Here is a 13569-nt window from a genome sequence, read left to right as displayed (position 1 = left end):
AGGCGGTCAGCCGACGACGCGGCGCAGGTAGGCCGAGGTGTGCGGCTGCATCTCCTGGCCCATCATCGCCCGCTCCTCGACGTAGGCCAGGTCGACGCCGTTGACCAGCCCGTAGAGCCGCTTCGCCGCGTTGACCTCCTTGGCCGAGGCGGTGCGGGTGACGATGTCGGTCTCGATCTCCCAGGAGGTCTGGGTGCGCGGGGCGCCGTAGTAGATCTCGGTGATGCCGGTGGCGTGCGCCAGCAGCACCTCCAGCGTGTCGTCCGGCCCCGGGCGCCACCAGCCGACCTCGCGGGCGGCCGGGCGGATCACGGCGCCCTCGTCGTCGAGCAGCCAGGCCCGCGACTCGTAGGACAGGAACGGCCGCCCGTCGTGGGCGAAGGTGATCTGCTGGCCGAACTTGAACGGCCCGTCGATCGTCGGGTAGACGACCTCGCCCTCACCGCGCCACACCCCGACCAGGGGCAGCAGGGCGAGCAGGTCGTCGTGCAGGTTCGGGCCCTCGCGCAGGTTCGCGGTGTCCGCCGGGATCGGCAGGTCGTCGAACTGCGGCAGGTTGCGGTGCCGGGTCCGCTCGGCCCGTTCCAGGGCGGCCTGGACCGCGGCGTCACCGCTGCCGGGGACGACCGGGGGCTGGTTCGCTGTCATCCGCTCAGCGCTGGTCGGCGTACAGGCGGTACACCACGTAGACCGCGAACCACGCGGTCACCAGGCCCACGATGACCAGCAGCGAGGTGAAGAAGATTTCCACGCCCCGCAGCTTAGCCGCTGCCGCCGGGAACAACCCGCCCACGCCCGGTGGCCGTGCTCTCACCCGCACCCGGGAACGGCGACGGCCCCGGAGCACGGGGTGCTCCGGGGCCGCTTGGTGCGCTGGGTCAGGCTGGTGCGCTGGGTCAGCCGACGCTGACCGCGACCTCGTGCAGGCCGGGGCCCGCCGCGTTGACCTTGGCCTCGCCGTTGCCGGAGCGGTGCAGCGCGCGCACCGTCCACTCACCCGGCGCGGCGAAGAACCGGAAGTCGCCGGACTCGGCGGAGACGACCTCGGCGGTGAACTCGCCGGTGCCGTCGAGCAGGCGCACGAACGCCCCGCCCACCGGCTGACCGCCGCTGGTCACCTTGCCGTTGAGGACGACCTCCTTGCCCGGGTCGACCCCGGCCGGGATGGCCGAGCCCTGCTCGGGGGCTCCGCAGCTACTGCTCATCGTTATCTCCTTGACGGGGTTGACCGGACCTTGTTCTTGGATCAGCCCTGCGCACCGATTTCGACGGGGACGCCGACCAGGGAGCCGTACTCGGTCCACGAGCCGTCGTAGTTCTTCACGTCGCTGTAGCCGAGCAGCTCGTGCAGGGCGAACCAGGTGTGCGAGGAGCGCTCGCCGATGCGGCAGTAGGCGATGGTCGCCTTGCCCTCGTCCAGGCCCGCGTCCTTGTACAGCTCGCGCAGCTCGTCGTTGGACTTGAAGGTGCCGTCCTCGTTCGCGGCCTTGCTCCACGGCACGTTGATCGCGGTCGGGATGTGGCCCTTGACCTGCGCCTGCTCCTGCGGCAGGTGCGCCGGGGCGGCCAGCTTGCCGGAGAACTCGTCGGGCGAGCGGACATCGACGAGGTTCTTGGTGTTGATCGCGTCCACGGCCTCCTGGCGGAAGGCGCGCAGCGAGAGGTCCTGCTCCTTGGCCGAGTAGGTGGTCTCGTCGCGCGTGACCGCCTCGGCGTCGAGCGGGCGGCCGTCGAGCTCCCACTTCTTGCGACCGCCGTCGAGCAGCTTCACCGCGTCGTGGCCGTAGAGCTTGAAGTACCAGTAGGCGTAGGCGGCGAACCAGTTGTTGTTGCCGCCGTAGAGGATCACGGTGTCGTCGTTGCCGATGCCGCGCGCCGACAGCAGCTTCTCGAAGCCCGCGCGGTCGACGAAGTCGCGGCGCACCGGGTCCTGGAGGTCCTGCCTCCAGTCGATCTTCACCGCACCGGGGATGTGCCCGGTGTCGTAGGCGCTGGCGTCCTCGTCGACCTCGACGAAGACCACTCCGGTGGTCTGGAGGTTCTCCTCGGCCCACGCGGCCGAAACCAGCACGTCTTCGCGGCTCATCGGGAAGTTCCCACTTTCTTTCTGGTTGACACGGCGTTGGTCGACACGGCTCAGTGGTCCGACACGGTCCTGGTGGAACCGGGCAGGCGGTGCAGCAGCAGGTAGGTCTCGCAGCCCAGGCAGAAGCCGAAGGCGGCGTTGAGGAACGCGGCGGCCAGCGCGAACGCGGTCGCCACCACGCCGAGCGCGGGAACGCCGAAGGCGTAGCCGAGGGTGCCCACCAGCGCGAACGCGAAGCCGACGCCCTGGGCGAAGCGCAGCGGCGCCACGTCCTCGCGCTCGTCGGTCGGCCCGAGCCGGGGCGCGACGAGGACGCGGTAGAGCACCGAGTACGGCGCGGCGGACAGGCCGGCGAAGGCGCCGACGGCGAACACCACCACCTGCGCGGCGAGCAGCGGCCACCAGCCGGTGAGCAGCACCGCCACGAGCACCGCCGAGGTCACCCAGGCGGCGAACCTGGGGCCGCGCGGGTCGACCTGCGGACGTGCGGACATGTGGTCTCCTGATCTGGGCGCGAGGGCTTCCCTGCGTACCGGCGGTTCGGTGCTGGGCACCGCGGCGGGCGTCGCACCCACCAGACCACCGCCGGTCAGATCACCGACACAGGCTGCTGTGCACGCGGCCGAAATCCACCGCGCGGCGCCTGGTCAGGTTGCTGGACACGGGGGCGAGCTTACGCGCAGGCCCCCGGTTGTGAGAGGACCCGTCCACGGATTGGGACAGGCCGAATGGGGCTTGTCAGCGGTGAACCCGCTGGTGGTGGACCCGGGCGGGCCTCAGCCGGGCAGGTGCGGGGCCAGCGCCGCGAGCAGGTTTTCGCGTTTCGGGACGCCACCGACCCGCAGCAGTTCCACTCCTCGGGAGTCGACGGCGAGGGTGGTGGGCGTGCGCAGCACCGACAGCGCCTTCGCCAGCTCCGGGCGGTCGGTGAGGTCGATGTCGGCGTGCGCGAGGCCGTCGGTGCGCGCGGCCAGGTCCGACAGCAGGACCCGGGTCTGCCCGCACGGGGCGCAGAAGGTGGTGGAGAGCTGCACCAGCGTCACCCGCGCGCCTGCGTCGAGCGCGGCGCGCACCTCGGCCGGGACCCGGGCCGCGGTGTCGTCCTCCCGCGCGCGGACCCGGCCGTCCCGGGCCCGCAGGGCGAACCCGACCACCGCGGCCACCAGCAGCGTCCCCAGGGCGACCAGCGCACCCGTCATGCCCGTTCACCTCCGCGGGCGGGTCAGCTCCCGCCCAGCACCACGTCCGTCGCCCTGCCCTTCACCGAGAGCAGGCCCGGTTCGACGGTAACCGCGGTCGGCGTGACCCCGAACGGCAGGCTGCCGGTCGGCAGGGGGCGGGAGAACACCCCGAGGATGGTGTCCTCGACCGCCGACGGCAGCCGGGTGGCGCCCGCCGCGTTGCGCAGCTCCAGCCGCTTGGCGCTGATGGCGATGCTGTCCTGCTCCAGCGAGATGATCGAAAAGACGCACAGCTCGGTGGACAGGCCCGCCACCTCGACCGTGCCGCACAGCCGCACCCCGGCGGTGCTGCCCTCGGTGTCGGCGGTCTCGACGCTGTCCAGGTCGGTCTCGCCGCCGTCGGCGGGGGCGGTGGCCACCAGCGCCTTGCTCGCCGGGTCGATGGTCAGGTTCTTGATCGAGGCGATGACGCTGTTGCCCTGGTTCTCCTGCAGCGCGTGGTTGACGTCGGCGGCCTTGATCCGCACCTGGCCGTCGACCTCGCGGACCGGGAGCTGCTTGAGCGAGCCGGACACCACGTCCGACAGCGGCGCCTTGATGCCGCGCAGGTCGGCGTGCACGTCGACGTCGCGCAGGGTGTCCTGGACCGGCACGCCCTTGGCGTCGACGGTCACCGTGTCGTACTCGCCCGCGATCACCTGGGCCAGGAAGGAGAAGCCGCCGACCTTCACCGACGGGTCGTCGCGGAGGCCGAACTGCGCCTTGGCCCGCTTGGACACCTCGTGCTCGAACACCGCCGCCGCGCCGAAGTCGGCCGCGACCAGCAGCGCCGCCAGCACCACGAGGGTGATGACGAGCCGCCGCACCGCCTTGGACCGGCCCCGCCTGGGAGCCGCCTGCGGCCTGCCGGAGTTCGTCATGGTCGTCATCCCCGCCACCTGTCGTGTCTGTCCGTCGTGTCTTGCCCGTCGTGCCCCTGGTCTGTCGCCTGTCCCCTTCAAGGACTCGTCAGCACCCGGTCGGGTTGCGGAGCCACCCCCAATGATCCCCGTCGACTCCCCGTCCCGAGCGCCGGGGCGGTCCTCCCGGGCGCCGGGGCGGCAGGCTGATCACCGCCCGTCCAGGTGGTCCGGGAGGCCCCGACCCGTTCGGGAGTACCGGATGGTGAGACCCGAAGCCGTGTTACGCATGATTCACAAAGCCAATTCCCGCGCGGTGAGGAAACGCTTCCGGCTTCGATAACAGCAGGTCAACAGCCGGATTAACGTGGCTGTAACATGACCCCCCTGACCTGCGAGGAGTCCGCCCGGAGCGCGTGCACCCGTGTGACGCAAGCTTCACGACCACGACATTCCCGCAGCTCGGCAGCTATTCTCCGCTGAGCCGAAATCCGAACTCCCGCTCCTCGACGTCGACGGCGCGGATTCACGCAAGAGAGAGGCGGACTCGCATGAGCCTCGACCTGCTGCTGCTGACCGCCGACCCGGAACCCGGTTCGGTCCTCCCGTCGCTGATGCTGCTGCCGCACACCGTGCGCACCCAGGCTCCCGAGGTCACCGCCCTGCTCGAGGCCGGTTCCCGCGACGCCGTCGTGGTGGACGCGCGCACCGACCTGGCCGCGGCCAAGAGCCTGTGCAGGCTGCTCACCAGCGGTGGCGACAGCTGCCCGGTGCTCGCCGTGGTCAACGAGGGTGGCCTGGTGGCCATCAACAGCGACTGGCGCATCGACGAGATCCTGCTGCCCACCGCGGGCCCGGCCGAGGTGGACGCCCGGCTGCGGCTGCTCACCTCGCGCGGCCCCGCCGGTGCCGCCGCCGACGGCGCGCTGCGCCTCGGCGAGCTGGTCATCGACGAGGCCACCTACATGGCGCGGCTGCGCGGGCGCCCGCTCGACCTCACCTACAAGGAGTTCGAGCTGCTCAAGTACCTCGCCCAGCACGCGGGCCGGGTGTTCACCCGGGCCCAGTTGCTGCAGGAGGTCTGGGGCTACGACTTCTTCGGCGGCACCCGCACCGTCGACGTGCACGTCCGGCGGCTGCGCGCCAAGCTCGGCCCCGAGCACGAGCAGATGATCGGCACCGTGCGCAACGTCGGCTACAAGTTCGTCCAGCCCCCCAAGGCGGGCGGCTCCCGCCGCGAGGTCGACCCCCTCGACACCGACCTGGCGAACTTCTCCCTCGACGCCCGCTAGGCCGCGACACCTCGCTCACGAGTCCCGGACACCCCCTCCCGGTGTCCGGGACTCGCCGTGCCCGGTGGGTAGGGTCGGACCCGTGACCGACCTGACCTGGGGCCCAGCCACCGACGAGATCCGCCCGCTGCTGCTCGCCGCCGCCGCGGCGGACGGGCGCCCCGAGGTCTCCCCGGACGGCCCGCTGCCGCGCGAGTTCCGCGGTGGCGAGCAGCTCGTCGCCGTCCGCGACCACACCGTGGTCGGCTACGCCCACCTCGACACCGACGGCGACGCGCACGGCAACCAGGTCGCCGAGGTGCTCGTGCACCCCGAGCACCGCCGCCGCGGCGTCGGCACCGAACTGGTCCGCGAGGTCCTGGCGCACGCCGCCGACGGCGTCCGGCTCTGGTCGCACGGCGACCACCCGGCCGCCGCCCGCATCGGCGCGCGCCTGGGACTGGAGAAGGTGCGCGAGCTGCTGGTCATGCGCCGCGGTCTCGACGAGGAGCTGCCCGAACCGGTCTGGCGCGACGGCGTCACCGTCCGCGCGTTCGTCCCCGGCCAGGACGAGGCAGCGGTGGTCGAGGTCAACCGGCGCGCCTTCGACTGGCACCCCGAGCAGGGCGCGCTGACCGTCGCCGACGTCGAGGCGACCGAGCGCGAGCCCTGGTTCGACCCGGCCGGGTTCTTCCTCGCCGTCGACCCCGCCGACCGGCTCCTGGGCTTCCACTGGACCAAGGTGCACCCGGACGGCACCGGCGAGGTCTACGTCGTCGGCGTCGACCCGGACGCCCAGGGCGGCGGGCTGGGGCGGGCGCTGACCCTGGTCGGCATCCGCCACCTCCGGGCCGCGGGCCGACCGGAGGTCATCCTGTACGTGGAGGCCGACAACGCCCCCGCCATCGCCGTCTACCGGCGCCTGGGCTTCACCCGTTCGGCCGCCGACGTCCAGTGGGCCGTAATGCGCACCGGTGGCGCCTGAACGGTTACCGGCTGCGCACACCCGGGTCACGGGACGGCGACAATGTTGTAGTCAGAGCCACATTCGGGGGCTTGTTCACCCGTCGTTCACCTCTTCAAGAGGGCGCGTCCACCACCGCTGCCTAGCGTCGCCGGCGACACGGCTGACAGAGAGTCACGCCGACCGTGAAGGCTCCTGTGCTGGAGGAAATGTGAAGACCAAGCGGACCGCGTCGGTGCTCGGCATCGTGGCCGCCGGTGCCCTCGTGCTCAGTGCGTGCGGCAGCGACAACAACACCCCGACCGGTTCCGGCAACAACTCCGGTGCGCCCGCCCCCACCGCGACCGCCCCGGTCGAGTGCGGCGGCAAGAAGGCCCTCCAGGCCGAGGGTTCCAGCGCGCAGAAGGGTGCGATGGAGGCTTTCAGCGCCGCTTACCGCGCGAAGTGCGCCGACCAGCAGCTCTCCTACACCCCGTCCGGCTCGGGCGCGGGCATCAAGCAGTTCAACGGCGGCATCGTCGACATCGGCGGCAGCGACTCCGCGCTGAGCAAGGACAAGGGCGAGGTCGACGCGGCCGCCCAGCGCTGCCAGGGCAACCCGGCGTGGAACCTGCCGCTGGTCTTCGGCCCGGTCGCCGTGCCCTACAAGCTCGACGGCGTCACCGACCTGACCCTGACCCCCGAGGTCGCCGCGAAGATCTTCAGCGGCGCGGTCACCAAGTGGAACGACCCGGCCATCGCGGGCATCAACTCCGGCGCCACCCTGCCGGACAAGCCCATCACCGTGATCTACCGCGGCGGCGAGTCGGGCACCACCGACAACTTCCAGAAGTACCTCAAGGCCGCTTCCAAGGGCGCGTGGACCAAGGACGCGGGCAAGGTCTTCAACGGCGGTGTCGGCCAGGGCGCCGAGGGTTCCGCGGGTGTCGCGGACGCCGTCGCCGCCGGTGACGGCGCCATCGGCTACGTCGAGTGGTCCTACGCCCAGGACAAGAACCTGACCTCCGCCAAGATCGACAGCGGCTCCGGCGCGGTCGAGCTGACCGCCGAGTCGGCCGCCAAGGCCATCGCCTCCGCCAAGATCAAGGGCGAGGGCAACGACCTGGTCGTCGACCTCGACGCGCTCTACGCCAGCAACACCGCGGGCGCCTACCCGCTGGTCCTCACCACCTACGAGATCGTCTGCTCCAAGGGCTACGACGCCGACACCGCCAAGGCCGTCAAGGCGTTCCTGACCGTCGCCGCCACCGACGGCCAGGCCACCCTCGCCGACGCGGGCTACGTTCCGCTGCCCAACGAGTTCCAGGCCAAGCTGCTGACCGCCGTCGGCGCGATCGCCTGAGTCCAGCGACCCAGGCAGACTGAGCAGAGACGCGATGAGCGACTTCGCCAAGGTCGGACGCCCCGCGACCCGGGAAACCGGGTCGCGGGGCTCGGCGCCGAACACCGCCCCGGAGGCCACGATTCCCCCCAACCCGCCGGACTCGGGCCCGCCCCCGGCCGCGCCCAAGGTCGTCACCCGCCCGGGTGACCGGATCTTCCGGACGCTGACGGTCGGCTCGGGTGTGCTGATCGTCGTGATGATCGTCCTGATCGGCGTCTTCCTGCTGATCCAGGCCATCCCCTCGCTGGCAGGCAACGAGGCGAACTTCCTGTTCAGCCGGGACTGGAACGCCGACCCGGCCGCCCTGGCCTTCGGCGTGCTGGACCTGCTGCTGGTCACCGTGTTCGCGTCCATCTTCGCCCTGCTCATCGCGATGCCGATCTCGCTGGGCATCGCGCTGTTCCTCACCCAGTACGCCCCCAAGCGGCTGGCCAGGCCGTTCGGCTACGTCGTCGACCTGCTGGCCGCCGTGCCGTCGATCATCTACGGCCTCTGGGGCCTCTACGAGCTGGCCCCGGCGCTCAAGCCGGTCAGCACCTGGCTCAACGACACCCTGGGCTTCATCCCGATCTTCGCCACCGGCAGCTCCAACCTGGCCATCGGCCAGACCATCTTCACCGCGGGCATCGTCCTCGCGGTCATGCTGCTGCCGATCATCACCGCGATCAGCCGCGAGGTCTTCGACCGCACCCCCTCGACGCAGATCGAGGGCGCGCTGGCGCTGGGCGCCACCAAGTGGGAGGTCGTGCGGACCACCGTGCTGCCCTTCGGCCGCGCGGGCTACATCAGCGCGTCCATGCTGGGCCTGGGCCGCGCGCTCGGCGAGACCATCGCCGTCATGATCATCCTCGCGTCGACCTCGCAGCACTTCGGCTTCAGCCTCTTCGACGGCGGCGACACCATCGCCTCCAAGATCGCCCGCGCGGCGGCGGAGTTCAACGACCCGCGCGGCGCGGGCGCCTACATCGCGGCGGGCCTGGTGCTGTTCGTGCTGACGTTCATCGTCAACGCCTTCGCCCGCTACATCATCTCCGGGCACAAGGAGTACGAATGAGCACCGCCACTGACCTCGACCGGCCCGCGGCGCCGCCCGCGTTCCAGGAGATCGGGGCGGGTCGCAAGCTGCGCAACCGGTTCGCCACCGGGCTGGTCTGGGGCGCTTTCCTCATCGCGCTGGCCCCGCTGGTCTGGCTGCTGATCACCGTCCTGGCCCGCGGCCTCGAGCACGTGCTCAACGCGGACTGGTGGAGCAGGTCCTTCGCGGGCCTGACCTCCCGCCAGTTCGGCGGCGGCGTCTACCACGCGATCATCGGCACCCTGTTCCAGGGCCTGATCTGCGCGGTCATCGCCGTGCCCATCGCCATCCTGGTCGCGGTGTACCTGGTCGAGTACGGCAAGGGCTCCCGGCTGGCCAACGCGGTCACCTTCACCGTGGACATCCTCTCCGGTGTCCCGTCGATCGTGGCGGCGCTGTTCATCTACGCCCTTTGGGTGACCACCCTCGGCTTCCCGCGCAGCGCGTTCGCGGTGTCGCTGGCCCTGGTGCTGCTGATGATCCCGGTGGTCGTCCGCACCACCGAGGAACTGCTCAAGATCGTCCCGGACGAGCTGCGCGAGGCCGCGTACGCGCTGGGCATCCCCAAGTGGAAGACGATCCTCAAGATCGTCATCCCGACGGCGCTGTCCGGCATCATCACCGGCATCTCGCTGGCCATCGCCCGCGTCATGGGCGAGACCGCGCCGGTGCTGGTCCTGGTCGGGTACACCAGCTACATCAACTTCGACCCGTTCAGCGGCAGCATGGCGTCGCTGCCGCTGCTGATGACCTCCGAGCGCCTCACCACCAACGCCATCGGCGAGGCCCGGGTGTGGGGCGCGGCGGTCACCCTGATCCTCATCATCACCCTGTTCAACCTGCTGGGATCGCTGATCTCGCGGCTGACCTCCCTGAAGACGAAGTAGGCGACCCATGGCCAAGCGCATCGACGTCAAGGACCTCAACCTCTACTACGGCAAGTTCCACGCCGTCGACCAGGTGTCCCTGGCGGTCCCGCCGCACAGCGTCACCGCCTTCATCGGCCCCTCCGGCTGCGGCAAGTCCACCGTGCTGCGCTCCCTCAACCGGATGCACGAGGTCATCCCCGGTGCCAGGGCCGAGGGCAAGGTGCTGCTCGACGGCGAGGACATCTACGCGAGCACGATCGACCCGGTGTCGGTCCGCCGCACCATCGGCATGGTCTTCCAGCGGCCCAACCCGTTCCCCACCATGTCCATCAGGGACAACGTGGTGGCCGGGCTCAAGCTGGCGGGCGAGCGCGACAAGCGCAAGCTCGACGAGGTCGCCGAGCGCGCCCTGCGCGGCGCCAACCTCTGGGCCGAGGTCAAGGACCGCCTCAACCGCCCCGGCGGCGGCCTCTCCGGTGGCCAGCAGCAGCGCCTCTGCATCGCCCGCGCCATCGCGGTCCGCCCCGACGTCCTGCTGATGGACGAGCCCTGCTCCGCCCTCGACCCGATCTCCACCCTGGCGATCGAGGACCTCATCGGGGAGCTGAAGAAGGACTACACGATCGTCATCGTCACCCACAACATGCAGCAGGCGGCCCGGGTCAGCGACCAGACCGCCTTCTTCAACCTCGCGGGCGTCGGCCAGCCCGGCCGCCTGGTCGAGATCGACGAGACCGAGCGCATCTTCTCCAACCCCGGTCAGAAGGCCACCGAGGACTACATCTCCGGCCGCTTCGGCTGACCGCCGCTCCACCCCGTCGCACCCGCGAGCCCCTCGGCCCCTCCGGCCGGGGGGCTCGCGGCATTCCGTCACCCGATCCGGTCATCTCCCCCCGGCGCCGGGAACCACCACCGATCCCGTCCCGTCAGAGCCGAGACGGGCAACACCCGCCATTGGTACCGTGACGCGGGAGGTTGTGGCCATGACTGGATCTGTGCAGACGGCTTACCACGCCCCGGGTGCCCCGCCACCGGGCGCGTCGGATCGGAACAGCCCCGACTACGACCCCACCTACGACCCGAAGAGCCCGTACTACATCGACCGGACCGGGACCTCGGACACCTCCCAGGAGGTGCAGGAGCAGGCCGAGCAGCAGGTCGACCAGGACATCGACCAGGCGAACTGGTGGGAGATCTGGAAGCAGTTCACCCGCAACAGCGAGATCAACGAGCAGTTCAACCAGGACATGTCCGCCCAGGCCAACCAGTTGGCCCAGGGGCTGCAGACCCGGCCGGGGCCCGCGCTGTCCTGCACGAACTACCTGAGCACCGAGCACCCCACGCTCCAGACGATGGTGACCGAGGGCGTCGACCCCGACCAGGTCGGTGAGATGGGCGAGATGTACGTCGAGGCCGGGAACCAGATGTCGGGGTTCCAGGGCGACGTGGCCTCGGCGATCAACAACAGCCAGACCGACTGGCAGGGGACCGCGGGCGACTCGGCCCGGCAGTTCATGGCCGACATCGGCAACTGGGTGGGCAAGGCCGGGCAGAGCGCGCAGTTGGCGGGCACGCAGACCGGCATCCAGGCGTCCGCGCTGGCCGAGGCGAAGAACTCCATGCCCGAGCCGGTGCCGTTCGACCTCAAGGCGGCCAACCAGGACCTGGCGACGACGACCGACCCGATCGAGCTGGCCACCAAGGCGACGCAGTACATGAACGACTACCGCGCCAGCCAGGCCGCGCACGAGGAGGCGGCCCGCGTCGTCGGCACCTACGACGGCGCCCTGGGCAGCTCGGCGACGATGCCCGCCTTCGCCACCCCGCCCACCATGTCCGGCGGCGGCACGGACGACCCGGGCAAGCCCGACGACGGCAAGAAGGTCCAGAACCCCGGCGACAGCGACGTGACCGTTTCCGGCGGCGACGACCGGGGGGCCTCGACCTTCAACCAGAACCCGGGCGGCGGCAACGGCAGCACCAACCCGCCCCAGCTCGGCGGCGGCAACCCGGGCACCACCGGCAACGGCGGCGGCAACGGCGGCGGAACCACCCCGGGCACCCCGCAGATCCCGATCCCCCCGGGCGGCGGCAACGGCACCACCAACCCCAGCCAGTACCCGCCCCCGTCCGGCCCCGGCCACCTCCCGGGCCTCAACGGCCCGAACGGCGGCGGCGGTGGTGGCGCCGGGAACGGCAGCACCAACGGCGGCCTCAACGGCATGACACCCCTCGGCGGCGGCCCCCTGAACGGCCTCGGCGAGGACAGCGTCCGCGGCGGTCGCGGCGGCACCGGCTTCGGCGGCGGTCGCGGTGGCTTCGGCGGCGGTGGTGGCGGTGGCTTCGGCGCAGGTGGTGCGGGCGGCGGGGCAGGCGCGGGCGGGGGCGGCGCAGCCGGTGCGGGCGGTCCCGGCGCAGGCGGCCTCGGCGCCAAGGGCGCGGGTGTCGGCGCGGGCGCGCTGGCGGCCGAGCACGCCATGGGCGCCCGCGGCGGTGCCGCGGGCGCGGCGGGCGCCGGCCGGGGCGGAGCCGCGGGTGGCCTGGGCGGCATGGGCGCGGGCGGCGCCCGGGGCCAGGGCGGCGAGGACGACGAGCACCAGCGCCCCTCCTACCTGGTCGAAGCCGACCCGGACGAGGTCTTCGGCACCGACGAGATCACCGCACCCCCGGTCATCGGCGGCTGAGCCCCGCCCGGTACGGGCCGACCACTGGTCCGGTGCCCGAGCCCCCGGCGGCCTGGGCGCCCTGCCAGAACCCCAGGCCGAACGCGGACACGGCGAAACCGCCCACCGCGAGACATGGCCGGTTCACCGGCGGTGACATGGCCGGTTCACCGGCGACGACCCGGCCGGGTCACCGGCGCCGGGGACAGCGCCGATACCGGGGCGGGGTGCGCCGGTGCGGGTTAGATTGTCCCCATGCCGCCCCGCTCGTTCTCGCTGTCGCTCGCCGCGGTGGACATGCTGTCGCAGGTGTTGCGGGTGAACTGTCGGCTCTACCCGTTCCAGATCCCCAGCTTCGGGGAGTTCGACGAGGACCGGCGGCGGATCGCGAAGCTGGTGTTCACCGACCTGACCAACCGCGGGCTGATCCGCCACAACAGCATCGACACCGACGTGGAGACCGCGCTCAAGGTGACCGGCGACCACGACGTGGCGGTGGCGATGTCCGGCAGCATCGATCCCAAGCGCGACATCCAGGCGCGGGCGGCCGCGGCGGGGACGGCGGGGGTGCTGGCCGTGCAGGAGGGGCAGAGCATCCGGTTCGAGGTGATCAGTCCGCTGGGGCTGGCCCGTTCGCTGGTGGCCCTGCTGCCGCCGCTGGGACCTGGGCCGGGGCAGTCGGTGCAGGTGGTGCAGGCCGCGCCGGAAGCCAGGGCGGAGGGGTTCACCGAGGCGGTGCGGGCGCCGCGGTCCAGTTCGGACGCCCAGTTGCGGATGGCGGCGGCGATGCTGGAGCGGCCGCGCAAGGGGTTCGGGTTCTTCATGGTCAGTGCGCGCGGCAGGCACGGCCGGGAGGTCGACACCGGGACCGTGGGGTGGATCGACACCGACGCGGGGCGGTACCTGATGGTGTCCAAGCCGGGTGCGGAGGGGGAGGTTCGGGCGACCTACTCGCCCGCCGACAGCACCCGGCTGGCCCAGCAGCTCACCGAGCTGATCGACGAGTCCCGGCGCCGGTAGGCCGTCGCCAGGTCGGGAGCAGGGACCGCCGCCGCGGGTCGTGACGACTCGCGGAACACGGCCTAGGGCCTGTCCTCAAAGCCGGTCGGGTTGATCTGCTTTGATCTTGTGCCGTGGTGCGCAGGCATGAGTTGACCGATGAGCAGTGGCAGGTGGT

At 71.5% G+C, this 13569-nt stretch carries 14 protein-coding genes; 8 read left to right on the top strand and 6 right to left on the bottom strand.

Translation table 11 applies throughout. The features are described from left to right. Positions 1-6: 6 nt before the first annotated feature. The 6 genes from DFQ13_RS32125 to DFQ13_RS32100 all read right to left on the bottom strand — a co-directional run bounded on the left by DFQ13_RS32125 (position 7) and on the right by DFQ13_RS32100 (position 4196). Positions 7-648, bottom strand: a complete 642-nt coding sequence (locus tag DFQ13_RS32125) for an FABP family protein (protein WP_110082527.1) — start codon at positions 646-648, stop codon at positions 7-9. Positions 649-896: 248 nt separating this feature from the next. Next, positions 897-1205, bottom strand: coding sequence for a DUF1416 domain-containing protein (locus DFQ13_RS32120; RefSeq protein WP_110082526.1), 309 nt, complete (start codon positions 1203-1205; stop codon positions 897-899). A 41-nt stretch (positions 1206-1246) separates the two neighbouring features. Beyond that, positions 1247-2086 carry a sulfurtransferase gene (locus DFQ13_RS32115; RefSeq protein WP_035281121.1) on the bottom strand — a complete coding sequence of 280 codons (840 nt, stop codon included), beginning with the start codon at positions 2084-2086 and terminating at the stop codon, positions 1247-1249. Positions 2087-2136: 50 nt separating this feature from the next. After that, a complete protein-coding gene (locus tag DFQ13_RS32110) occupies positions 2137-2580 on the bottom strand; it encodes a DUF4395 domain-containing protein (RefSeq protein WP_110082525.1) in 444 nt (147 codons plus the stop codon). Between the two features lie 282 nt (positions 2581-2862). Further along, positions 2863-3285 (bottom strand): TlpA family protein disulfide reductase, encoded by a 423-nt coding sequence (locus DFQ13_RS32105; RefSeq protein ID WP_110082524.1) that lies wholly within the window; start codon positions 3283-3285, stop codon positions 2863-2865. Between the two features lie 23 nt (positions 3286-3308). Continuing rightward, positions 3309-4196 carry an LmeA family phospholipid-binding protein gene (locus tag DFQ13_RS32100; RefSeq protein WP_110082523.1) on the bottom strand — a complete coding sequence of 296 codons (888 nt, stop codon included), beginning with the start codon at positions 4194-4196 and terminating at the stop codon, positions 3309-3311. Positions 4197-4717: 521 nt separating this feature from the next. Between DFQ13_RS32100 and DFQ13_RS32095 the strand changes: the two genes are divergently transcribed. The 8 genes from DFQ13_RS32095 (at position 4718) to DFQ13_RS32060 (ending at position 13412) form a co-directional block, all read left to right on the top strand. After that, a complete protein-coding gene (locus tag DFQ13_RS32095; protein WP_110082522.1) occupies positions 4718-5458 on the top strand; it encodes a winged helix-turn-helix transcriptional regulator in 741 nt (246 codons plus the stop codon). Between the two features lie 82 nt (positions 5459-5540). Then, positions 5541-6422: a mycothiol synthase gene (mshD, locus tag DFQ13_RS32090; RefSeq protein ID WP_110082521.1), complete on the top strand. Its 882-nt coding sequence runs from the start codon at positions 5541-5543 to the stop codon at positions 6420-6422. A 190-nt stretch (positions 6423-6612) separates the two neighbouring features. Next, positions 6613-7743, top strand: coding sequence for a phosphate ABC transporter substrate-binding protein PstS (gene pstS / locus DFQ13_RS32085; RefSeq protein WP_035281130.1), 1131 nt, complete (start codon positions 6613-6615; stop codon positions 7741-7743). A 34-nt stretch (positions 7744-7777) separates the two neighbouring features. After that, positions 7778-8839, top strand: coding sequence for a phosphate ABC transporter permease subunit PstC (gene pstC / locus DFQ13_RS32080; protein WP_035281131.1), 1062 nt, complete (start codon positions 7778-7780; stop codon positions 8837-8839). Continuing rightward, positions 8836-9747: a phosphate ABC transporter permease PstA gene (pstA, locus tag DFQ13_RS32075; protein ID WP_110082520.1), complete on the top strand. Its 912-nt coding sequence runs from the start codon at positions 8836-8838 to the stop codon at positions 9745-9747. The genes pstC and pstA overlap by 4 nt, the downstream gene beginning before the upstream one ends. 7 nt (positions 9748-9754) lie before the next feature. Next, positions 9755-10531 (top strand): phosphate ABC transporter ATP-binding protein PstB, encoded by a 777-nt coding sequence (gene pstB, locus DFQ13_RS32070; RefSeq protein ID WP_035281134.1) that lies wholly within the window; start codon positions 9755-9757, stop codon positions 10529-10531. Positions 10532-10712: 181 nt separating this feature from the next. Next, entirely contained in the window at positions 10713-12413 is a 1701-nt protein-coding gene (locus tag DFQ13_RS33405) for a hypothetical protein (RefSeq protein ID WP_146241434.1), read from the top strand. A 234-nt stretch (positions 12414-12647) separates the two neighbouring features. After that, positions 12648-13412, top strand: a complete 765-nt coding sequence (locus tag DFQ13_RS32060) for an ESX secretion-associated protein EspG (RefSeq protein WP_035281138.1) — start codon at positions 12648-12650, stop codon at positions 13410-13412. Positions 13413-13569: the final 157 nt, after the last annotated feature.

The sequence above is a fragment of the Actinokineospora spheciospongiae genome, assembly GCF_003182415.1.
GTDB classification, from domain to species: Bacteria; Actinomycetota; Actinomycetes; order Mycobacteriales; family Pseudonocardiaceae; genus Actinokineospora; species Actinokineospora spheciospongiae.
The sequence above is the reverse complement of the archived record's forward strand: the minus strand, read 5'-3'. Positions and strand labels throughout refer to the sequence as shown.